The following is a 21,351-nucleotide window of genomic DNA, read 5'->3' as shown; positions in this document are numbered from 1 at the left end:
GAAGCAAGCGCAGGGAACCGCAGGCCAACGCACGCTGGCGGCGCCGATGATCATGCCGCTGGAACCGCGCATGCTGTTCGACGGCGCTGTCGCCGCCACCGTGGCCGACACCGCAGCCCAAGCCGATAGCCACCCCGCGGCGGACGCGGCCAAGACGCCCACCGCCGATCACCCGACGATCAGCAAGGACACCCACGGTCAGGCTGACGCCACCCCGGCCGTCAGCCCTGTCGCAGTGCCAGGCCAGAGCGTGGTGTTTGTCGATTCGCGGGTCAAGGATGCCGACAGCCTGCTCAAAGGTGTCGCGCCCGGCGCGCAAGTGGTCAAGCTCGATGCGAGCAAGGACGGTTTGCAGCAGATCGCCGATTACCTCAGTCAGCATCAGGGCGTCAGTTCGGTGCAGATCATTGCTCACGGCAATGCCGGCGACCTGTGGCTGGGCAACAGCTATCTGTCTGCCGACAACGTCGCGCAACGCAGCGCGATCCTCGGTGAAATCGGCAAGGACATGAATGCCGGCGGCGACATCCTGATCTACGGCTGCTACACCGCTGAAGGCGATCGCGGCTTGAGCTTCGTCGATTCTCTGGCACAGCTGACCGGCCGTGATGTGGCGGCTTCGAACAACCGTACCGGCGTGGGTGGCGATTGGGATCTGGAAATCGCCACCGGCACCATCGAAAGCGCCAACGTGCTGTCGACCAAGGCCATGAGTGAATATCAGTGGGGCCTGGCCACGTGGACCGCCACCAACAATGCGAACACCGGGGTCGGCTCGCTGCGGGCAGCCCTGGCGTCGGCGCAGAACGGCGATATCGTCACGTTCAGCTCCGGCATGACCGTGCAACTCACCTCTGAACTGCTGATCAACAAGAGCATCACTGTCGATGGCGACCTGAACAACGACGGCGTGGCGGACGTGACCCTCGATGGTCAGTACAAAACCCGCGTCGTGGAAGTCACCTCGGCCAGCACTGTGACCCTCGATGGTCTGGTGATCACCCGGGGACTGGTCTCCGGCAACGGTGGCAATGGTGGCTACGGCGCGACCGGCGCCATGGGTGGCGGGATATTCAACGCCGGAGTCCTCACGCTGAAAAATGTCTCGGTCACCGGTAACGCGGCGGCGGGTGGCGGCGGCGGTGGTGGCGTCACGGGCGCCAACTATGGCGGCGGTGGTGGCGGGGGCGGCGGCCTCGGCGGTCAGGGCGGCGGTCATGGCGGCATCGCCGGGCCGGGCACCGGTACGCTGGGCGGCCAGGCTGGCAGCGGTGGCGTCGGCGGTTACGGTGGCGGTTACGACGCGACGCACATGGGCGGTCGCGGTGGCTCCACGACGGGCGGCGCCGGCGGGGTGGGCACGGCCGATTACAGCAACGGCGGCAATGGCGGCACGGCCAGTAACGGCACCATTTCCATTGGCGGCGGCGGTGGCGGTTCCGGCTGGGACAAGGTCGGCGGTGTCGGCGGTAATGCGGCCGGCGGCATTTACAACGCCTCCACCGGTACCCTGAAAATCGTCGGTACTTCGGTCATCAGCAACAACATCGGCGCGGGCGGCGGTGGTGGTGGCGGCAGCGGCCTGGGCAGCAACAATCTGAACGGCGGCGATGGCGGGCGAGGGGTCGGCGCGATCTGGAACCAGGGCGGCACGGTGCTGATCACCGCCGCCAACTTCAGCGCCATCAGCGGCAACGCTGCCGGCAGCGGCGCCGGCGGTACAGAACTCGGCGGCGGCGTCACCGGTTCTGTGCCGTTGGCCTTCGCGGCGATCTACAACAACGGTGGCACGCTCAACACAGCCTATGTGGAGCCGCCGACCGCAACCATCGTGATGGCCGACACGGCGCTGAAAATCGGCGAAACCTCGCTGGTGACCATCACCTTCAGCCGCGCAGTGAGCGGTTTCACCAACGCCGACCTGACGATTGCCAATGGCACGCTGACGGCGGTGAGCAGCAGTGACGGCGGCCTCACCTGGACCGCGACCTTCACCCCAACCAACAACATCACCGACAGCACCAACCTGATCACCCTCGACAACACTGGGGTAAATGCGATCAGCGACGGCGTGGCGGGCGTCGGTACGACCAACTCCGTCAATTACGCGATCGATACCGCCCGGCCGACCGTGACCATTGTGATGGCCGATACGGCAATAAAGATCGGTGATACCTCGCTGGTGACTTTCACCTTCAGTGAAGCCGTGACCGGTTTCACCAACGCCGACCTGACCATCGCCAATGGCACGCTGACGGCAGTCAGCAGCAGCGACGGCGGCATTACCTGGACGGGGACGTTCACCCCGACCGCCAGCATCACCGACACCACCAACCTCATCACCCTGGACAACACCGGCATCGCTGACCTGGCGGGCAACGCCGGCAGCGGCACCACCGACTCGAACAATTACGCGATCGATACCGTACGGCCGACGGCGACCATTGTTGTTGCCGACACCAATCTGGCGGCAGGCGAAACCTCGGTGGTGACCATCACGTTCAACGAAGCGGTGAGTGGTTTCACCATCGCCGATCTGACCGTGGCCAACGGCATCCTGAGCGGACTGAGCAGTAGCGACGGCGGCATTACCTGGACGGCCACGCTGACGCCAACCACAAGCGTCACCGACACCACCAACCTGATCACGCTGGACAACACCGGGGTCAATGATCTGGCCGGCAACGTCGGCAGCGGCACCACCAATTCCAACAACTACGCGATCGACACCGTGCGGCCGACGGCGACCATCGTCGTCGCCGACAACGCGCTGAAAATCGGCGAAACCTCGCTGGTGACCATTACCTTCAGCGAAGCGGTGAGCGGGTTCACCAACGCCGACCTGAGCATCGCCAACGGCACGTTGACGGCGGTCAGCAGCGGCGATGGCGGCATCACCTGGACGGCGACTTTCACGCCGACCGCGAGCATCACCGATACGACCAACCTGATCACCCTGAACAACACCGGTATCAGCGATCTGAATGGTAATACCGGCAGCGGCACTACTGACTCAAACAACTACGCCATCGATACCGTGCGCCCGACCGCGACCATCGTTTTCGCTGACAACAGCCTGAAAATCGCTGAGACCTCGCTGGTGACCATCACCTTCAGCGAAGCGGTGAGCGGGTTCACCAACGCCGACCTGACCATTGCCAACGGCACGTTGACGGCGGTGAGCAGCAGCGACGGCGGTGTGACCTGGACCGCGACGTTCACGCCGAGCGCGAACATCACCGATGCCACCAACGTCATCACCCTCGACCAGACCGGCGTCGCCGACCTGGCGGGCAACGCCGGCACTGGCACCGTCGATTCTGGCAACTACGCCATCGACACCCAGCGCCCGACCGCCACCATCGTGGTGGCGGATGCCAGCCTGAGCGCCGGTGAAACGTCGTTGGTAACCATCACTTTCTCGGAAGCGGTGAGCGGTTTTACCAACGCCGATCTGACGATTCCCAACGGCACATTGACCGCCGTCAGCAGCAGCGACGGCGGGATTACCTGGACCGCGACGTACACGCCGACGGTGGGGATCAACGACGCAACCAACGTCATTACCCTGACCAATACCGGCATTGCCGACCTGGCCGGCAACGCCGGCAGCGGCACGACCAACTCCAACAATTACAGTATCGACACGGTGCTGCCGACAGCCACTGTGATCATTGCCGACACCTCACTGAAAATCGGTGAGACCTCGCTGGTGACCATCACCTTCAGCGAAGCGGTGACCGGTTTCACCAATGCCGACCTGACGATTGCCAACGGCACCCTGACGGCGGTGAGCAGCAGCGATGGCGGCGTCACCTGGACAGCGACTTTCACGCCAACCAGCAACATCACTGACGCCACCAACCTGATCACCCTCGACAACAGCGGCGTGCAAAACCTGTCAGGCAACGCCGGTAGCGGCACCACCGTTTCCAACAACTATGCCGTCGATACCGTACGGCCGACCGCGACCATCGTGGTCGCCGACACGGCGCTCGGCGTCGGCCAGACTTCGCTGGTGACCATCACCTTCAGCGAGGCGGTCAGCGGCTTCACCAACGCCGATCTGACCATCGCCAACGGTACGTTGAGCGCGGTCAGCAGCAGTGACGGCGGCATCACCTGGACGGCCACCTTCACGCCGTCTGCGGGAGTCACCGACACCAGCAACCTCATCACCCTGGACAACACCGGTATCGCCGACCTCGCTGGCAATGCTGGCAGCGGCACCACCGATTCCAACAACTACGCGGTCGACAGTCAGCGCCCGACCGCCACCATCCTGGTGGCGGATGCCAGCCTGAGCGCCGGTGAAACGTCGTTGGTAACCATCACTTTCTCGGAAGCGGTGAGCGGCTTTACCAACGCTGACCTGACGATTCCCAACGGCACATTGACCGCCGTCAGCAGCAGCGATGGCGGTATTACCTGGACCGCGACTTACACGCCGGCGGCCGGAATCAATGACGCAACCAACGTCATTACCCTGGCCAATGCCGGCATCGCCGACCTGGCCGGTAACGCCGGCACCGGCGCCACCAATTCCGGCAACTTCACCATCGACACCGTAGTGCCGACGGCGACCGTGATCATTGCCGACCCCTCGCTGAAAATCGGCGAGACCTCGCTGGTGACCATCACCTTCAGCGAAGCAGTGACCGGTTTCACCAACGCCGACCTGACGATTGCCAACGGCACCCTGACGGCGGTGAGCAGCAGCGATGGCGGCATCACCTGGACGGCAACCTTCACGCCGACCAGCAACATCACCGACGCCACCAACCTGATCACCCTCGACAATTCCGGCGTGCAAAATCTGTCCGGCAACGCCGGCAGCGGCACCACCGATTCGAACAACTACGTCGTCGACACCGTACGGCCGACCGCGACCATCGTGGTCGCCGACACGGCACTGGGTGTCGGTGAGACCTCGCTGGTGACCATCACCTTCAGCGAGGCGGTGAGCGGCTTCACCAACGCCGACCTGACCATCGCCAACGGTACGTTGAGCGCGGTCAGCAGCAGTGACGGCGGCATCACCTGGACGGCAACGTTCACGCCGTCTGCGGGAGTCACCGACACCAGCAACCTCATCACCCTGGACAACACCGGCATCGCCGATCTGGCGGGCAATACCGGCAGCGGCACCACCGATTCGAACAACTACGCGGTCGACAGTCAGCGTCCGACCGCCACGATCGTCATGAGTGATAGTGATGTGCGTCCCGGCGAATCCGCGCTCGTCACGATCACCTTCAGCGAAGCGGTCAGCGGCTTCGACAATAGCGACCTGAGCGTCGCCAACGGCACGCTGAGTAACGTCTCGTCGAGCGACGGCGGCATCACCTGGACGGCGACGTTTACCCCAACCATCGGCGCCAGCGATGCCACCAACCTGATCGTCCTGAACAACAGCGGCGTCAGTGATCTGGCGGGCAATACCGGCACCGGTACCACCAACTCGGCCAACTACGCGGTGCAGACCGAAGTGCCGACCGCGACCATTGTCGTCGCGGATACCGCGCTCAAGGCCGGTGAAACTTCCACGGTGACCATCACTTTCAGTGAGGCCGTCAGCGGTTTCGACAATGCCGATCTGAGCATTGCCAATGGCACCCTGAGCAACGTCAGCAGCAGCGACGGCGGCGTGACCTGGACGGCGACGTTCACGCCAACCAGCAACATTACCGACACCAGCAATCTGATCACCCTCAACAATGCCGGCGTGACCAACGCCTCGGGCAACAGCGGTGTCGGCTCCACCGATTCGAACAACTTCGCCATCGACACGGCGCTGCCGACCGCCACTATCGTGGTCGCCGACAATCGCCTGGGCATCGGTGAAACCACCACGGTGACCATCACCTTCAGCGAAGCGGTCAGCGGTTTTGACCTGTCGGACATCAGCGTTGCCAATGGTCTGCTGTCGAACCTGACCAGCAGCGACGGCGGGGTTACCTGGACCGCTACGCTGACGCCGACCGCCAACGTCAATGACGCGACCAACCTGATCATCCTCGACACCGCCGGCGTGCAGGACCTGGCCGGCAACATTGGCGCGAGCGTTGCGATTTCCAATAACTACGCGCTCGACGCTACGCGGCCAACCGTCAACATCGTGGTCGCCAATCCAAACCTGGGTATCGGCCAGACCACCACGGTGACCTTCACCTTCAGCGAGGCGGTGAGCAATTTCGACCTGTCCGACCTGAGCGTGACCAACGGCGATTTGAGCAACCTGAGCAGCAGCGACGGCGGCAAGACCTGGACCGCGACGTTCACCCCGACGGCCAGCGTGACCGATCCAAGCAATTTCATCGCGCTGGACACCAGCAATGTCACCGATCTGGCCGGCAACGTCGGCAGTACCGTCGCGGTGTCGAACAACTACGCGCTGGACAGCGAACGGCCGACCGCCACGGTCGTCATCGCCAACCCGAACATGGGCATCGGTCAGACCTCGCAGGTGACCATTACCTTCAACGAGGCAGTCAGCGGTTTCGATCTGTCAGACCTCGTGGTGGCGAACGGCACCTTGTCCAACCTGAGCAGCAGCGATGGCGGCAAAACCTGGACCGCAACCCTGACGCCGAACGCCAACGTCAACAGCGCCAGCAACGCGATCAGCGTCAACAGTGCCGGGGTCAGCGATGCGTCCGGGAACAGCGGCAGCGGAGTCAGCAGCTCCAATAACTACGCCATCAACACCGTGCCGGTGATCATTCCTCCAACCGTGCCGACCACGCCGACCAGCGTCGTCATTCCGGATCCGCTCATTCGCAGCAGCGACCCGGTGGTGCCACCACCGCCGCCGAACGTGCCGCTGCAACCGGTCATCTTCACTGCGCCAACCGGCGATCTCGGTTCACCGCTGACCTTCGCGCCGTTGTTCGAACAACGGGTGATCGGCAACGGCATTCGTCCGATTGGCGATATTTTCATCAATCACGGGGCCCTCAGCCGCAGCTTCATCGCGCAGGTGTTCAGCAGCAGTGACAGCGGCGGCGACGGTTCCGGCCACGGCTTCCTCGGCTTTGGTGGTGGCGATGGCGGCGTATTCGCCAGCAGCACGCTGGCGAGCCTGTTCAACCAGAACAGCGACGCCGAGCGTGATTCCTTGAACGCCTTCGGCAGCCAGTCGCTCAAGGCCGGCGATGTTTCCCAGGGTCTGCGCGGCGTCTTTGGCGCACCGACGCTGGGGCAGCAACTGCAACAACTCAAAGACACCGAGCAGCAGCGGGTCGACAGCCTGGCGGCAGCTCTGCAACAGATCGGCATCAGCGAAATGTCGGCCTGAACAAACAACTACTCAACACTGTGCGGGACCTAGGGGCGATCCAGGGATGAAGACAAGTCAGAAGTTGTTCGGCGCCAGCCTGCTGGCGCTGGCGATCAGCGGATGTGCAGTGACCAGTGAGCCGATTGAGCGCAGCGTCAGCGAACAACGAGCCAGAACCGATCTGCAAAGCATGTACAAGGATCAGGAACCGCTGCGCGGCCCGTTGACCCTGCACCAGGCCATGGCCCGCGCGGTGAAATACAACCTCGAAGGTCGTTTGAAAATCATGGAGGAAGCGCTGGCCAAGCGGCAGCTCGACCTCGCCAGTTTCGACATGCTGCCGCGCATGGCACTGGATGCCGGGTACGTCGGGCGCAACAACGTCAACGCCTCCAGCAGCCAGAGCGTGCGTACCGGCACTCAGTCTCTGGAACCGTCGACCTCGCAGGATCGTGACCGCGAGGTTGCCGACCTGACCATGGTCTGGAACGTCCTGGACTTCGGCGTCAGCTACATCAGTGCCAAACAGCAGGGCGACCAGCGCCTGATCGTGCAGGAACGGCGGCGCAAAGTGATCAACACCATCGTCCAGGACGTGCGCTCGGCCTATTGGCGAGCAATGGCCGCCGAACGTCTGCTCAAGCAGATCGACAGCCTGATGGCGCGGGTGCAGACCGCCCGCGACAACAGCCAGACCCTGAGCGATCAACGCATTGGTGATCCGGTGCAATCGCTGAGTTATCAGCGTTCGCTGATCGAAGCCACCCGACAGCTGGAAGAACAGCGCCGCGCCTTGTCGCTGGCGAAAACCGAGCTGGCGACGCTGATCAATTTGCCACTGGGCACCAACCTGACACTGGCTACTGATGACGGCTACCAGATTCCCGAGCTCAAGGTTGGTCTGGCCAAGCTTGAGCAAGAAGCCCTGACCAGCCGCCCGGAACTGCGCGAGCAGGATTACCAGACGCGCATCAGCGCCGCCGAAACCCGCAAAGCCATGTTGCGTCTGTTGCCGGGCCTGGAGTTTTCGGCGGGCGGGCATTACGACAGCAACTCCTTCCTGGTCGAGCAGGGCTGGGCCGACTACGGCGTCAAAGTCACCTGGAACCTGTTCAACGTGATCTCCGCGCCGGCGGCGATCAACGTCGCCAAGGCTGGCGAAGAAGTCGCCAGTGCGCGGCGTCAGGCGATGTCGATTGCGGTGCTGGCGCAGCTCTATGTGGCCAACGCCAACTATCAAGAAGCCTTGCGTCAGTTCAAGACCAACCAACAACTGTCCGACATTGACGGGCAAATCGTCGGCCAATTGCGCAATCGTCATAAGGCTGCCGGTATTGGTGAACTGGAGCTGATTCAGGGTGAGTTGAACAACTTGCAGGCGGATTTGCGTCGCGACCTGTCGTACGCCGATCTGCGCAATGCCTACGGCCAGATCTTCGCCAGCGCCGGCCTCGATCCGTTGCCTGATCAGGTGCAATCCACCGAAGTGCAGTCGATCGCCACCGCGCTGGCCAATCGCGAGTCGGCGTGGGCGGCGGGGGATATCTCGGTGCCGGCAGTCGCCCATGCCTCGGCGCAGTGATGTGCTGGCGCCGAGCGCCAGCATCAGCCGTACACAACTCGAAGCCCGCAACGGCCATCGAGGTGCGGCGATTCTCTTGACTGGGCTTCCGGCGGCGGGCAAATCGACGCTGGCGCAAGCGCTGCACGCTGAGTTGTTCGCGCGAGGTGTGCAGAGCGTAGTGCTCGACGGCGATGGTTTGCGCGTCGGCCTCAACCGCGATCTGGGCTTCACCGATGGGGATCGCCGGGAAAACATTCGCCGCGCCAGTGAACTGGCCGCTTTGCTGGTCGAAAATGGCCAGATCGTGATTCTGGCGATGATTGCGCCATTGGCAGAGTTACGCGAAGTGTTCGCTGAACGCTTGGGTGAGGACTATTGCGAGGTCTGGTGCAACGCCGCGTTGGCGGTGTGCGAGCAGCGTGATCCGAAAGGGCATTACGCCCGTGCGCGACGCGGTGAATTGCCGGGGTTTACCGGGGTGTCGGCACCGTACGAGCCACCGTTGCAGGCGTCTTTGGTGGTCGACACCGGGGTGCAATCGGTCGAGGCCTGCCTTGATCGCCTGCTGACCTGGCTCGGCGAGTGCTCGGTGTTGCCACACGCATGAGCCGTCCGGCGTTTTCACGTCTGCCGGTGACAGTGGATTTGCCGCTGTTGTTGCAAGCACTGGCGGCGATTGCCGATGACGCTTGGCACGGTCACTTCAATACAGATTACTTTTCGGGAGACTGGAGCGGCGTGGCGCTGATTTCGGCGGCTGATGCGCTGACCGAGTTGTCCCCCGGAAGCGGCGAGCCGCTGCGTCGCGCACCGTGGTTGCAGGATGATCGGTGGCGACAGGGGCTGCGCGATCTGCCGTTGAAAATCGTCAGTGCACGCTTGTTGCGCCTGGGGCCGGGTGGCCGGATTCACGAACACCGCGATTACGATCTCGATGGCCCGGATGCCGATCGGCGTCTGCACATTCCCTTGCTCAGCCCGCCCGACGTGGACTTCTGGCTCGACGGCCAGCGCATCCCCATGAGGACGGGCGAGTGTTGGTTTCTCGATCTGGCGCGACCGCATCGGGTGGACAACCGTGATAGGTCGGCGCGGGTGCATCTGGTCCTCGACTGTCGGCCCGATGCGTGGCTGGAAGAGCGGATTGCTGAAGGCCTGGCGAGCACGCCTGAACCGCAGTTGGCAGAGACGACGTTGCAGAGTTTTCAACGGCTGGTCGCCAACGATGCCTCGCTGGCGCTAGCCTTGCGGGAGCTGCACGATCCTGAACAGTTCATCAGCCGAACTCTGGAGCTGGCTGCCGCACGAGGCTTGCCGTTCTCGCGTGAAGAACTTCGTGCGGCGATGCGCAACGGTCGTCGGCAATGGAATGAACAATGGAACGGCTGAACCTCGACGGCTGGTTGCCGATTGGTATCTGGCCGATTGCCGGGCAGTGGCAGGTGGATTGGTGCTGGTTCGGCGACAGGCCGCTGCATCAGCCGTTTTTCCGCGACGCGGTCGACGATGCACTGCGCCTGCCGTTCAATCAGGCTTTCCGTCGGCAGACGCCGCTCGCGGCGCTCAGCGACTGGCATGCGCAGAGTCCGGGTCTGGCGCCAAGCGCTTTCATTCTGCACGCCTCGCGCTGTGGCTCGACGCTGATCAGCCAGATGCTCGCCCGGCTCGACGATCACATCGTGATCTCCGAACCGCCGCCGCTCGATGCGTTGTTGCGCAGTGATCTGCCTGCGCCTGAGCGCCAGGCCGCGATCAATGGGTTGCTTTCGGCATACGGGCAGCGCCGCCGAGGCGAAGAACAGCGACTGGTGATCAAACTGGATGCCTGGAACATCGGCGAATGGTCGTTGTTGCAGGAATGTTTTCCGCATACGCCGTGGCTGTTTGTGTATCGCGATCCATTGGAAATCGCCGTCTCTCATTTGCGTCGCCCGGGTATGCACATGGTGCCGGGCATGCTCGGTGACTGCGTGCTGGAGGATGGTTTGCCGTTCGCAGGTCGCGAGGATTTCATCGCCCGACGTTTGGGGCGGTTGCTTGAGGCCGGGTTGATTCACTGCCGCGACTCGGGTGGATTGCCGGTGAATTACAGCGAATTGCCAGAGGCAATGGCGGGGCGGTTGGCACGGTTTTTCCGCCTGGATGATGTACAGCGCCAGCAGGTGTTTGCGGCGGTGGATTTACACGCGAAGCAGCCGTCGCAACCCTTCGTTGCCGATGGTGAAGACAAGCGTCGTGAGGCCTCGGCGCTGTTGGAGGAGCGGGTGCGTTACTTTGCCCAGCGTTCTTTTCTGGATCTTGAGTTGCTGCGCAACGCTTGAAAGCGTTCTTTCGCTTTTCAGGATTTTCCCGACAAATCCGCCATGCCCTTGAGCAATTCAATCGGCAGTGGAAAGACAATCGTCGAACTCTTGTCCCCAGCAATCGAGCTCAGGGTCTGCATGTAGCGCAGTTGCATGGCGCCGGGCTGACGACCGAGCATTTCCGCGGCTTGCATGAGTTTTTCCGACGCTTGCAACTCGCCTTCGGCGTGGATCACTTTCGCTCGCCGTTCCCGTTCGGCTTCGGCCTGTTTGGCGATCGCCCGGACCATCGACTCGTTTAGGTCGACGTGTTTGATCTCGACATTGGCGACCTTGATGCCCCAGGCGTCAGTCTGCGCATCGAGCACTTGCTGGATGTCGATGTTCAGTTGCTCGCGCTCGGCCAGCAGTTCATCGAGTTCATGTTTGCCGAGCACCGCACGCAGAGTGGTCTGGGCCAGTTGGCTGGTGGCCGAGAGAAAGTCTTCGACCTGAATGATCGCCTTCTGTGGGTCGAGCACGCGGAAGTACAGCACCGCGTTGACCTTCACCGAAACGTTGTCGCGGGTGATCACGTCTTGCGGCGGCACATCCAGGACCACGGTGCGCAGGTCGACCCGGACCATTTGCTGCACCACCGGAATCAGCAGGATCAGCCCCGGCCCTTTGACCTGCCAGAAGCGTCCGAGCTGGAACACCACGCCGCGTTCGTATTCGCGCAGGATGCGGAACGTCGACCCGGCGAGGGCGATCACCAATAACAGCAGCGCAACAAAACCGATTTGCAGACCCATGATCACTCTCCGTGTTGAGCCGCGTCAGTCGCGGTGACTTTCAGCAATAAGCCTTTGCGCCCGACTACGCGCACCGATTGCCCGCTCTGCAGCGGTGTGGCGCTGAGGACCTGCCAATGTTCGCCCTGCAACTGCACCCAGCCGTTATGGGCATTCTCCGGCTGCACGCCGGTCACCGCTGTGACACTGCCAACCAGGCCGGCATCGCCACTGACGGCGTGGCGCGGTCGGGTTTTCAAGGCACGGATGATCAACGCAAGTAACAGCAGGGCGCTGATCAGGCCGAGGCCGATCATCATCGGCACCGGCAGTTCGGCATTGCCGAGGATCAGCGCGCCGATGACGAACATGATGATTCCGCCCAAACCGATCACGCCGTAATTGGGCAGCGCGGCTTCGGAGATCAGGAAAACGATGCCCAGCGTGATCAGCCAGAGGCCAACCGGGCTCATGGGCGGCAACGATGTCTCGGCAGCGAAGGCTGAGCCGCTTACCAGCAGAAACAGAAACAACGTACAACATCGGTTGTTCACGTGACCCTCCGGGAGAGTCATGGGGTGGTTCTTTGAGTCTAGTTGAGCGTTGCGCTGACTGAATCCTGATCAATGTGCGGATGTGTCCGGTGAGCGGATTTCCCTTCGCCCGCAGCCTGTGGAACTAGACTCAAGGACACAGGAACACACGTTCAGCGCAACACCGAGGTGCATCATGCGTATGGCCAAAAAGGTGCAAAGCAGCCTGACCCGGGCGCATTGCGAATTCGACATCGTCGCCCACCGACACTCGTCCAGCAGTCTGGAAACAGCGCGGGTTTCCGGGGTTCCGGCCGAACGGGTGGCGAAATCGGTGATCCTCGACGACCACCACGGGCATTACCTGATGGCCGTGCTGCCGGCCAGTCGGCATCTGGACTTGAGCAAGGTGCGCAGCAGCGGCGAATGGCAGCTGACCCGCGAAAGCAACCTGGCGCATATCTTCGATGACTGCGAACGTGGCGCGGTGCCGCCGTTGGGGGATTCCTACGGACTGGACATGGTCATCGACCCGTTGCTGACCCGGCAGAAAGACATCTACCTGGAAGCCGGCAATCACAATTACCTGCTGCACATGAGCATGCCGGAGTTCCTGAAAATGGTGCCGCATGCCGAGGTGCGGGAGTTGAGTCATTAGCTGTTGTGGCGTCAGTGCCGACGCCATCGCGGGCAAGCCACGCTCCCACAGGTTTTGAGGTGTACACACATTTTGTGTTCCCCTGAAAATCCTGTGGGAGCGGGCTTGCCCGCGATTGATCTTCCACACACAGATTTGTTGAAGGAGTTAAGCAATGGAAAGTCCGACCCACAGCCTCCCCTCCCTGTTCAAGCAACTCGGCCTGGAAAACGACCCGGTCAGCATCGAACAATTCATCGCCACCCATTCACCGCTGAAACCCGAGCTGCATTTGGCGGACGCGTTTTTCTGGTCGAAGAGTCAGGCGGATTTTTTGCGTGACGAGATTCTCGATGATGCCGATTGGGCGGAGGTGGTGGATCAGTTGGATGTGTTATTGCGTAAGGGCCGGCAGGGATGAAGGGCACTCTCGGCAGTCATGCTGGCCACCCGTTTGAGGTTAAAAATCGCTTCAACTTCATCGTTACCTACGATGCGCATCAATTGTTTCAAAACTTGACTGAATTTCCCCACCAATGCGATATTGATAGTTAGCAAACTAACAGTGTGCATTTCCCCGTGCCGAATTCCCTCGACGCTCTCCAGATGAACATCAGCAGTGCCATGGTGGTGGCCGCCAGGCATTGGCGGAAGATCTGCCAGACCACGCTGGTCAACTATGGAATTTCCGAAGCCTGCGCCGTGCCGTTGTTGATGATCGGCAGGCTCGGCGAGGGTGTGCGGCAGGTGCAGGTGGCGCAGGCGGCCGGGATGGAGAGTCCGTCGCTGGTGCGTCTGCTCGATCAGTTGTGCCATTCGGGCTACGTCTGCCGGACTGAAGATGCGCAGGATCGCCGCGCCAAATGCCTGAGCCTGACCGACACCGGGCGTGAGCTGGTGCAAGCGGTGGAAATCGAGCTGGTGCGTCTGCGTCACGAAGTGCTCGAGGGCATCGATCAGAGTGATCTGGAGGCTACGCTTCGGGTACTGCGCGCATTTGAGGCGGCAAGTCCGCCAGTGGTGGTCAATTCTTGAACGGTTTTTTTACTGGCATTCCGCCGGCCCGGGACTGGTTCTACGGGGTCCGCACTTTTGCAGCGTCAATGCTGGCGCTGTACATCGCCATGCTTATGCAAATGCCACGTCCGTATTGGGCGATGGCCACGGTGTACATCGTCTCCAGCCCGTACCTCGGGCCGACCAGCTCCAAAGCCTTGTACCGCGCCATCGGCACCTTTCTTGGTGCGGCGGCAGCGGTTTTTTTCGTGCCGATGTTTGTCCAGAGCCCGTATGTGCTGGTGGTGGTGATTGCGCTGTGGACGGGGATTCTGCTGTTTCTCTCCTTGCATCTGCGCACGGCCAACAGCTACGCGCTGATGCTCGCCGGTTACACCCTGCCGCTGATTGCTTTGCCGACGGTGGATAACCCGCTGGCGGTGTGGGACGTGGCGGAAGCCCGTACTGAAGAGATTTTCCTCGGCATCGCCGTTGCCGCCGTGGTGGGCGCGATGTTCTGGCCGCGCCGACTGGCGCCAGTGTTCAACGATGCCGTGGGCAAATGGTTCGCCGACGCGACAACTTACAGCCTGAAATTCCTCAGCCGCGATGTGCAGCCCGAAGAGGTCACCGCACTGCGCATGGCCATGGTCGCCAATTTCAACAGCCTGGAATTGATGATCGGGCAGTTGCCCCACGAAGGCTCGCGGCCGCAAACCGTGCGCAACACCAAGGAACTGCGCGGGCGGATGATCCATCTGTTGCCGGTGATCGACGCCCTGGAAGATTCGCTTTACGCCCTTGAGCGACGCACGCCGGAGCTGGTGGAAAAATTCGCACCGCTGCTGGCCGCGACCCGTGAGTGGCTCGGCCACAAAGATGCCGACCTTGATCGCTGGCAAGCACTGAAAGATCAGCTCGAAGCCCTGCAACCGAGCGCCGAAGCGCTGGAAGATCGCAAGCAATTGCTGTTCTCCAATTCGATTTATCGCCTCGGCGAGTTCATCGATCTGTGGCAGGACTGCCGCAGTCTGCAGGATGCGATTCTCTGCGAGCGCCAGGACAGTTGGCGCGCGGTCTACCGCCACTGGCGTCTCGGTCGTCTGACACCGTTTATCGACCGTGGCCTGATGCTGTATTCGGTGGCTTCGACGATTTTGGCAATCATCGTCGCCTCGACGCTGTGGATTCTGCTCGGCTGGCCGGACGGCGGCAGTGCGGTGATTCTGGCGGCGGTGGCGTGCAGCTTCTTCGCCTCGATGGACGACCCGGCGCCGCAGATCTACCGGTTCTTTTTCTGGACCGGGATGTCGGTGCTGTTCGCCAGTCTTTATCTGTTTCTGATTCTGCCGAACCTGCACGACTTCCCGATGCTGGTGCTGGCGTTTGCCATCCCGTTCATTTGCGTGGGTACGCTGACGGTGCAGCCGCGTTTCTATCTCGGCATGCTGCTGACGCTGGTCAACACCTCGTCGTTCATCAGCATTCAGGGCGCGTACGACGCGGACTTCTTTGCTTTTGTGAACTCCAACCTGGCCGGGCCCATGGGCTTGCTGTTCGCGTTTATCTGGACCTTGATCGCCCGCCCGTTCGGCGTCGAACTGGCCGCCAAACGCCTGACCCGCTTCAGTTGGAAGGACATCGTGCACATGACCGAGCCGGCCAACCTTGCCGAACACCGGCAACTGGGCGTGCAGTTGCTTGATCGTCTCATGCAGCACCTGCCTCGGCTGGCGATGACCGGCCAGGACACCGGTATCGCCATGCGTGAAGTACGCGTCGGTTTGAACCTGCTCGACCTGCTCGCCTACACCCCGCGAGTGACCGGCGCACCGAACGTTTTGTTGCAGCAAGTGGTCAGTGAAGTCGGCGAGTATTTCCGCGCCTGCCTCAAGGCCGGCGAACGCTTGCCAGCGCCGGCCGCCTTGCTGATGACCATGGACCGCACCCGCCGCGCCCTCAATGGCCACGGCGATGAAGAACCCCGTCTACACCTGTTGCACGCCTTGAGCGGTTTGCGCCTGGCCTTGCTGCCCGGCGTCGAATTCGTCTCCAGCGCCGAGCCCGAAGAACCGCTGCCCGATGGAGCGCCCCTATGATCGGTGATCTGGACATCAGCGGCATTTTCCTGCCGACCTTGCTGGTGTTGATGGGCATCACTTATGTGCTGTTTTTGCTGGTGCATGCCGTGCTCACGCGCGCGCACTTTTACCGTCTGGTCTGGCACCGGGCATTGTTCAACGTGGCTCTCTACGCCGTGCTGCTGTACGGCGTGGACTCACTCAGTCGATACCTGATGACATGAAAAAACCGTTTTTGACCATCGGTCGCGTGGTACTGACCCTGCTGATCGTGACTTTTGCCGTTGTCCTCGTCTGGCGCATGGTGATGTATTACATGTTCGCGCCATGGACCCGTGACGGCCATATTCGCGCCGACATCATCCAGATCGCGCCGGACGTGTCCGGATTGATCCAGCAGGTTGAAGTGAAAGACAACCAGTTGATCAAGCGCGGCCAAGTGCTGTTCAGCATCGACCAGGACCGTTTCAAGCTGGCCCTGCGTCAGGCAAAAGCGGCCGTCGCGGATCGCGAAGAAACCCTCGCCCAAGCGCAACGTGAAGCCAAGCGTAACCGTGGCCTCGGCAACCTCGTGCCGGCCGAGCAACTGGAAGAAAGCCAATCGAAAGTCGCCCGCGCGCAATCGGCGCTGGCCGAAGCGCTGGTGGCCGTGGACAGCGCCCAGCTCAACCTCGACCGCTCGGTGATCCGCAGTCCGGTGGACGGCTACGTCAACGACCGTGCACCGCGCCCGCAGGAATTCGTTACCGCCGGGCGTCCGGTGTTGTCGGTGGTCGACAGCAACTCGTTTCACATCGACGGCTATTTCGAAGAAACCAAACTCGACGGCATTCATGTCGGCCAGTCGGTGGATATCCGTGTGATCGGCGACCGCGCCAAACTGCGTGGGCATGTCGAAAGCATCGTCGCCGGTATCGAAGACCGTGACCGCAGCAGCGGCAGCAACTTGTTGCCCAACGTCAACCCGGCGTTCAGTTGGGTGCGCCTGGCGCAGCGGATTCCGGTGCGCATCGCTTTTGATGAAGTGCCGCATGACTTCCGCATGATTGCCGGGCGCACTGCCACGGTGTCGATCATCGACGACCAGCCAGTCGACAACCGCCAGCAGGAGCCCGGGCAATGAATAGGGCCCTGATGATCGCCGGGTTGGGCATGATGCTCTCGGCCTGTCAGATGGTCGGACCGGATTACCACGTGCCCGAGGACGCGGCGGTCCAGCGCAAAGACTTTCAGGGCGAGTTGGCGGTGGCCGGCAAACCGGTGGTGTCGGCGCCCGTGCCGGCGGATTGGTGGCGCCTTTACAAGGATCCTCGTCTGGATCAACTGGTGCAGCAGGCCATGGCTTCCAACACTGATTTGCGGGTGGCGGCGGCGAACCTGCAACGGGCTCGTGCTCAGGTCGATGAGGCCGAAGCGGCGGGCGGCTGGAGCGCGGGCGTAAAAATGGGCGCGCAGCGTTTGCAAGAGTCCGGTCAGGCCTTCTTGCTACCGGAAAAAGTCCCGGTCGATAACGTCGGCGACATCGGCATCAGCGCTTCCTATCAGTTCGATCTGTGGGGCACCTTGCAGCGCGGCATCGAAGGCGCCAAGGCCAATGCCGACGCGACTCAGGCGGCGGCGGACACCGCGCGCATCACCTTGGTGGCGGACGTGGTTCGCGCGTACACCCAGATCTGCGCGGCGAATGAAGAGCGGGAAATCGCCGAGCACTCCCTCGACCTGCAATCGCAAAGCACCACGCTGATCCAGCGTCTGCGCGATGCCGGGCGTGGCGACGAAACCCAGGTCACCCGTTCGCAAACCCAATTCAAATCCCTGCGTGCTGATCTGCCGCGCTATGAAGCGGCGCGTCAGGCGGGGCTGTTCCGTCTGTCGATGCTGCTGGCGAAACCGGTCGATCAACTGCCGGCCGGCACCGCGACCTGCGCCGAACTACCGAAAATCGCGCAGTTGGTGCCCGTCGGTGACGGCGCTGCGCTGCTCAAGCGACGCCCTGATATTCGTCAGGCCGAACGACGTCTGGCGGCTTCGACCGCCGGGATTGGCGTCGCCACTGGCGAGTTGTACCCGGACATCAGCATCGGCGCGACCATCGGCACAGTCGGTCTCATCGACGACTTGGGTGATCCATCGACCAACCGCTGGGGCTTTGGCCCGTCGCTGAGCTGGAAAGTGCCGACCAACGGCGCCCGCGCGCGCATCCGCGAAGCCGAAGCGTCGACCCAAGGCGCATTGGCGCATTTCGACGGCGTGGTGCTCAACGCCATTCGCGAAACCCAGACCGGTCTCGCTCAGTACACCGCGTTGCTGCAACGTCGCGATGCCCTGGCCGATGCCGAGCAGTCGGCGAAACTCGCCGCAGACCAGACTCACCGCTTCTTCCAGGCGGGCCGCGAGTCGTTCCTCGCCGATCTGCAAGCGACCCGCACCTACACCGATGTCACCGCGCAACTGGCCGCCGCCAACACCCAGGTTGCCATGAGCCAGATCGATTTGTTCCTTGCTCTGGGCGGCGGTTGGGAAAGCGGACGAACGCAAGCTTCAAGCGCGAGCAAACCCTGACGCCGTAGCTATGCTTTGAAGTGTTGGAAGGGCGCCCCGAGCAAGGCGCCCTTTCAGCGCACATTGCTAGCGCTGGTCTAGGGGAAACCAATAATGAAAAACCCTTACGCTCTCGGCTTCTGGTGCGCCCTGGTAGCGCTGGTGCTGCTCTCGGCGACCTATTTCTACGGCATCATGCTGGCCCATCAGATCGACAAGGCGATGGTGTTCCTCGACAGCGCGACGGCGCTGATCGCGGTCATGGCCATCGTCGTGGTGGCGTGGGCCTCGGTTCAGGTGCAGCGCGTCAAGAAAAGACAACTTGAACAGGGCAAAACCCTGGTGCTGATCTGGGACACCAAAGTCGCCCTGCGTCGGGTCGAAACCGTGTTCGACCGGTATTTCTGGGGCAGCTACTGGCAGCCCGGGCGGACCTTCGCCGAAGTCATGGGCGAACTCACCGGCACGCCGCTGGAAAAAAGCCTCGAAGCGCTGAAGAAGCAGTGTCTGGAACTCGACAAACAGATCGCCGACGAGGGCTGGCACTGGTTGAACAATGCCCGTGAATTGTCCGATGTCGCCACGGCCATGGCCCGCGAGCGCTATCAACTGGATTTCTGTGACCCGCGCGCTGATGGGCCGGGCGGGGCGGTGATCGATCGGGACTTTGAAGTGTTGGTGTATACCTGGACTGCCCGACTCAAGAGCTTTGATCATCAATTGGACGAGATCGAGGTTCAGTACTCCTGATTCCCGGCTAATCATCTGGCCTCATCGCTGGCAAGCCAGCTCCCACAAGGTTTTGTGGTGTTCACAGATTGTGTGTTCGCTGGATATCCCTGTGGGAGCTGGCTTGCCAGCGATGGCGTCCGCAAAAACAGCGAAACTCTTCCAGCCTGTCGACTGTCCACACTCCCCATAGACACTCTTTCACCTTTAAACATTGGGCCGCCGGGCGCGGCCAGTGCTAATCTCCACCGCTAATTCAGCGGAGTCGAGCCGCGACCCGGTCACGGGTTCAGGGAAGACGACCACACTCACAGCCACGGAAATCGATCAGGTCATTCATGAATAAATCAGCAGGCGTGCTTCTCGGAATTGTTGTTGCCATTGGTGCGATCAGCGCAGGCGGGGCCTGGTACACCGGGACCAAGATCGAAGGCGTACTGAACAACGCCGTCAGCAATGCCAACAAAGAGCTGCAAACCGCCATGGCCGGCTCCAACGGCACCGCGTCGCTGGAACTGGTGTCGCTGGAGCGTCACACCTTCACCAGCACCGCGCACTATCGCCTCAAGGGCGAAGGCGAAATGTTCGGTGACAAACCGGTCGAACTGCTGTTCGTCGACCACATCGAGCATGGCCCGCTGCCGTTCTCGCGGCTGGTCTCGCTGAAATGGTTGCCGGTCATGGCTACCAGCAACTATGAGCTGGAAAAGAATCCGGCCACCGAGAAGTGGTTTGCCGCCACCAAGGGCGCCGCGCCACTCAAAGGCGTGACCAGCATTGGCTACGACGAATCCACCACCAGCACCCTCGATCTGCTGCCGTTTGAAACCGCGCTGGATGAACAGTCGAGCCTGAAATTCTCCGGCCTGACGATGAACATCTCTGCTAGCGCCAAAGCGCAGAAGGTCAAGGCTGACGGTTACATGGACAACCTGAAGCTGGTGACCGTGGCCGAAGATCAGGCGCCGGTACAGATCGAACTCAACGGTCTGACGCTGGCCAGCAATCTCGCCAAGAGCAGCTACGGCTACTACACCGGCGAAAACACGCTGGTGCTGACCAACAGCAAAACCACCTTCGGCACCAAGCAATCGGTGCTTGGCGTGAAGAACTTCGAAATGAAGAACCTCACCGAAGAAAACGGCAGCAATGCTTCCGGTCGTGCTGACTACAAGATTGGCGAAGTCAGCCTCAACGACAAGAAAATCGGTTCGGCAAACATGGCCGTGAGCCTGAAGAACCTCGACATCCCGTCGACGATGTCGCTGATGCAGATCTACCAGACCAAATTGCAGCCGTATGAAAAGGCTGCCGCTGAAGCCGCCGCTCAAGGTTTGCCAGCACCCGAGCTGAACCTGACCGACGCGGAAAATGCCCAGGTCAAAGCCGATCTGCAAAAACTCCTCGCGGCCGGCCCGCAGATTGCCCTGGAAAACCTCTCGTTCAACACCGCCAACGGTGAGAGCAAGGCCAATCTGGTCATTGACCTGACCAAGCCGCAATCGATGGACTTGCCGCCGGATCAACTGGGCAAGCAACTGATCGCGCTGCTTGACCTGAATATCCAGGTGTCCAAGCCAATGCTGGTTGATCTGCTCAGCGTGCAGGCGCAACTGGATGGTCAGACCGACGCCAAAGCCATTGTCGACCAATCCAAAGAAGCGGCCGACATGTTCGCGGGCATGGCCGTTGGATCGCAAATGGCGGTCGTGGACGGCACCAACGTCGTGACCAAGCTGCATTACGCCGCCAATCAGGTGGAATTCAACGGCCAGAAAATGACCGTTGAGCAGTTCGTCGGTTTCCTGATGAGCAAGTTCGCAGGCGTCACGCAAGTGCAGTAATCCTGCGCTTTAAATAGCTACGCCCGGCCTCTGTCATTGCGCAGACGCCGGGCGTTTTGCTGTCTGGCGTA

General features: G+C 61.7%; 16 protein-coding genes. 14 read left to right on the top strand and 2 right to left on the bottom strand.

Going from position 1 to position 21,351, the window contains the following annotated elements; genetic code table 11:
• The first annotated feature begins 70 nt into the window (after positions 1–70).
• The 5 genes from ACIONG_RS11635 to ACIONG_RS11615 are packed head-to-tail and all read left to right on the top strand — an operon-like array spanning position 71 to position 11,164.
• Entirely contained in the window at positions 71–7,297 is a 7,227-nt protein-coding gene (locus ACIONG_RS11635; RefSeq protein ID WP_401299475.1) for an Ig-like domain-containing protein, read from the top strand.
• Between the two features lie 46 nt (positions 7,298–7,343).
• The gene (locus tag ACIONG_RS11630) at positions 7,344–8,861 is read left to right on the top strand and encodes a TolC family protein (protein ID WP_401299390.1); all 1,518 of its coding nucleotides are present in this window, start codon (positions 7,344–7,346) and stop codon (positions 8,859–8,861) included.
• Positions 8,845–9,450, top strand: coding sequence for an adenylyl-sulfate kinase (cysC, locus tag ACIONG_RS11625; protein ID WP_103306489.1), 606 nt, complete (start codon positions 8,845–8,847; stop codon positions 9,448–9,450). Before ACIONG_RS11630 ends, cysC begins: the two co-directional genes overlap by 17 nt.
• The gene (locus ACIONG_RS11620; protein WP_401299386.1) at positions 9,447–10,232 is read left to right on the top strand and encodes an aspartyl/asparaginyl beta-hydroxylase domain-containing protein; all 786 of its coding nucleotides are present in this window, start codon (positions 9,447–9,449) and stop codon (positions 10,230–10,232) included. Before cysC ends, ACIONG_RS11620 begins: the two co-directional genes overlap by 4 nt.
• Positions 10,220–11,164, top strand: coding sequence for a sulfotransferase family protein (locus tag ACIONG_RS11615; RefSeq protein ID WP_103306491.1), 945 nt, complete (start codon positions 10,220–10,222; stop codon positions 11,162–11,164). Before ACIONG_RS11620 ends, ACIONG_RS11615 begins: the two co-directional genes overlap by 13 nt.
• 17 nt (positions 11,165–11,181) lie before the next feature.
• Here the strand turns inward: ACIONG_RS11615 and ACIONG_RS11610 are convergent, their stop codons facing one another.
• Together ACIONG_RS11610 and ACIONG_RS11605 are read right to left on the bottom strand one after the other, a co-directional pair.
• Positions 11,182–11,940, bottom strand: coding sequence for a slipin family protein (locus ACIONG_RS11610; RefSeq protein WP_003220464.1), 759 nt, complete (start codon positions 11,938–11,940; stop codon positions 11,182–11,184).
• A 2-nt stretch (positions 11,941–11,942) separates the two neighbouring features.
• Positions 11,943–12,473, bottom strand: a complete 531-nt coding sequence (locus ACIONG_RS11605) for an NfeD family protein (RefSeq protein ID WP_401299383.1) — start codon at positions 12,471–12,473, stop codon at positions 11,943–11,945.
• Between the two features lie 175 nt (positions 12,474–12,648).
• Between ACIONG_RS11605 and ACIONG_RS11600 the strand changes: the two genes are divergently transcribed.
• The 9 genes from ACIONG_RS11600 to ACIONG_RS11560 all read left to right on the top strand — a co-directional run bounded on the left by ACIONG_RS11600 (position 12,649) and on the right by ACIONG_RS11560 (position 21,280).
• On the top strand, positions 12,649–13,110 hold the full coding sequence (locus ACIONG_RS11600) for an aminoacyl-tRNA deacylase (protein ID WP_103306493.1): 462 nt from the start codon (positions 12,649–12,651) through the stop codon (positions 13,108–13,110).
• Positions 13,111–13,264: 154 nt separating this feature from the next.
• A complete protein-coding gene (locus tag ACIONG_RS11595; protein ID WP_401299379.1) occupies positions 13,265–13,510 on the top strand; it encodes a DUF2789 domain-containing protein in 246 nt (81 codons plus the stop codon).
• 185 nt (positions 13,511–13,695) lie between these two features.
• Positions 13,696–14,124: a MarR family winged helix-turn-helix transcriptional regulator gene (locus ACIONG_RS11590; protein WP_103306495.1), complete on the top strand. Its 429-nt coding sequence runs from the start codon at positions 13,696–13,698 to the stop codon at positions 14,122–14,124.
• A complete protein-coding gene (locus tag ACIONG_RS11585; RefSeq protein ID WP_401299375.1) occupies positions 14,121–16,184 on the top strand; it encodes an FUSC family protein in 2,064 nt (687 codons plus the stop codon). The genes ACIONG_RS11590 and ACIONG_RS11585 overlap by 4 nt, the downstream gene beginning before the upstream one ends.
• The gene (locus ACIONG_RS11580) at positions 16,181–16,390 is read left to right on the top strand and encodes a DUF1656 domain-containing protein (protein WP_401299372.1); all 210 of its coding nucleotides are present in this window, start codon (positions 16,181–16,183) and stop codon (positions 16,388–16,390) included. Before ACIONG_RS11585 ends, ACIONG_RS11580 begins: the two co-directional genes overlap by 4 nt.
• Positions 16,387–17,289 carry an HlyD family secretion protein gene (locus tag ACIONG_RS11575; protein WP_103306497.1) on the top strand — a complete coding sequence of 301 codons (903 nt, stop codon included), beginning with the start codon at positions 16,387–16,389 and terminating at the stop codon, positions 17,287–17,289. Before ACIONG_RS11580 ends, ACIONG_RS11575 begins: the two co-directional genes overlap by 4 nt.
• Entirely contained in the window at positions 17,286–18,728 is a 1,443-nt protein-coding gene (locus ACIONG_RS11570) for an efflux transporter outer membrane subunit (protein WP_401299369.1), read from the top strand. Before ACIONG_RS11575 ends, ACIONG_RS11570 begins: the two co-directional genes overlap by 4 nt.
• Before the next feature lie 93 nt (positions 18,729–18,821).
• The gene (locus ACIONG_RS11565) at positions 18,822–19,457 is read left to right on the top strand and encodes a hypothetical protein (RefSeq protein WP_047290746.1); all 636 of its coding nucleotides are present in this window, start codon (positions 18,822–18,824) and stop codon (positions 19,455–19,457) included.
• A 317-nt stretch (positions 19,458–19,774) separates the two neighbouring features.
• Complete coding sequence (locus ACIONG_RS11560; protein ID WP_103306499.1) at positions 19,775–21,280, top strand: YdgA family protein; 1,506 nt, start codon at positions 19,775–19,777, stop codon at positions 21,278–21,280.
• The last annotated feature ends 71 nt before the right edge of the window (positions 21,281–21,351 follow it).

The sequence above is a fragment of the Pseudomonas sp. NPDC087817 genome (assembly GCF_044742875.1).
Taxonomy (GTDB): Bacteria; Pseudomonadota; Gammaproteobacteria; order Pseudomonadales; family Pseudomonadaceae; genus Aquipseudomonas.
This window is presented reverse-complemented; position numbering and strand designations above follow the sequence as displayed.

Coding starts and splice junctions, on each gene's coding strand:
- ACIONG_RS11635 (WP_401299475.1), top strand. CDS start 71: ATGCTGTTCGACGGCGCTGTCGCCGCCACCGTGGCCGACACCGCAGCC.
- ACIONG_RS11630 (WP_401299390.1), top strand. CDS start 7,344: ATGAAGACAAGTCAGAAGTTGTTCGGCGCCAGCCTGCTGGCGCTGGCG.
- cysC (WP_103306489.1), top strand. CDS start 8,845: ATGCCTCGGCGCAGTGATGTGCTGGCGCCGAGCGCCAGCATCAGCCGT.
- ACIONG_RS11620 (WP_401299386.1), top strand. CDS start 9,447: ATGAGCCGTCCGGCGTTTTCACGTCTGCCGGTGACAGTGGATTTGCCG.
- ACIONG_RS11615 (WP_103306491.1), top strand. CDS start 10,220: ATGGAACGGCTGAACCTCGACGGCTGGTTGCCGATTGGTATCTGGCCG.
- ACIONG_RS11610 (WP_003220464.1), bottom strand. CDS start 11,940: ATGGGTCTGCAAATCGGTTTTGTTGCGCTGCTGTTATTGGTGATCGCC.
- ACIONG_RS11600 (WP_103306493.1), top strand. CDS start 12,649: ATGCGTATGGCCAAAAAGGTGCAAAGCAGCCTGACCCGGGCGCATTGC.
- ACIONG_RS11595 (WP_401299379.1), top strand. CDS start 13,265: ATGGAAAGTCCGACCCACAGCCTCCCCTCCCTGTTCAAGCAACTCGGC.
- ACIONG_RS11590 (WP_103306495.1), top strand. CDS start 13,696: ATGAACATCAGCAGTGCCATGGTGGTGGCCGCCAGGCATTGGCGGAAG.
- ACIONG_RS11580 (WP_401299372.1), top strand. CDS start 16,181: ATGATCGGTGATCTGGACATCAGCGGCATTTTCCTGCCGACCTTGCTG.
- ACIONG_RS11575 (WP_103306497.1), top strand. CDS start 16,387: ATGAAAAAACCGTTTTTGACCATCGGTCGCGTGGTACTGACCCTGCTG.
- ACIONG_RS11570 (WP_401299369.1), top strand. CDS start 17,286: ATGAATAGGGCCCTGATGATCGCCGGGTTGGGCATGATGCTCTCGGCC.
- ACIONG_RS11565 (WP_047290746.1), top strand. CDS start 18,822: ATGAAAAACCCTTACGCTCTCGGCTTCTGGTGCGCCCTGGTAGCGCTG.
- ACIONG_RS11560 (WP_103306499.1), top strand. CDS start 19,775: ATGAATAAATCAGCAGGCGTGCTTCTCGGAATTGTTGTTGCCATTGGT.